This window comes from Psychrobacter sp. T6-1, assembly GCF_052258445.1.
This window is the reverse complement of the sequence record NZ_JBQQFC010000795.1, coordinates 1-561: the sequence shown is the minus strand read 5'-3', so window position 1 is coordinate 561 and position 561 is coordinate 1. Positions and strand designations below refer to the sequence as shown.

General features: G+C 71.3%; 1 protein-coding gene. It reads left to right on the top strand.

Features of this window, described 5'->3' with window-relative positions; translation table 11 throughout:
- On the top strand, nt 1-561 hold a 561-nt coding region (locus ACTXGO_RS16025; RefSeq protein WP_443575221.1), incomplete at both ends, for a SulP family inorganic anion transporter.

The following is a 561-nucleotide window of genomic DNA, read 5'->3' as shown; positions in this document are numbered from 1 at the left end:
GGAGATGCGGCGCGATCTCAACATCGACCGGATGTTCGTCGCGTCGGGGGCGGCCAACCTGGTCGGCAGCCTGTTCGGCAGCCCCGCCGTGGGCTTCGGCCGGACCTCGACGCTGCTGCTGCACAATATCGGCGGCAGCCACTGGCTCGGCTGGTGGCTCACGCTTACCGTGATGGCGGCGCTGCTGGTGTTCGGCGCGAGCCCGCTGGCGCTGCTGCCCCGCCCCCTCGCCGGCGGCGCCCTGATCGCCATCGGCCTCGGGCTGCTGGTCAACCTCGCGCTCGCCTGCCGGACCTTCCCGGTGTGGGAGAGCGGCATCGCCCTGGCGGTGTGTGCGGCGACCGCCCTGTTCGGCGCCACCACGGGCTTTTTGGTCGGCGTCGTGCTGGCGATCCTGATCTTCGCGGTCCAGTACGGCCAGATCCCGGCAGTGCGCCGGTCGCTGTCCGGGTCGGAGCGGCGCAGCAGCATCATCCGCGCGCACGACACCGCCGAGCTGCTGCGCGAATCCGGGGACCGGACGCGGATCTACGCCCTGCAGGGCTACCTGTTCTTCCTCAA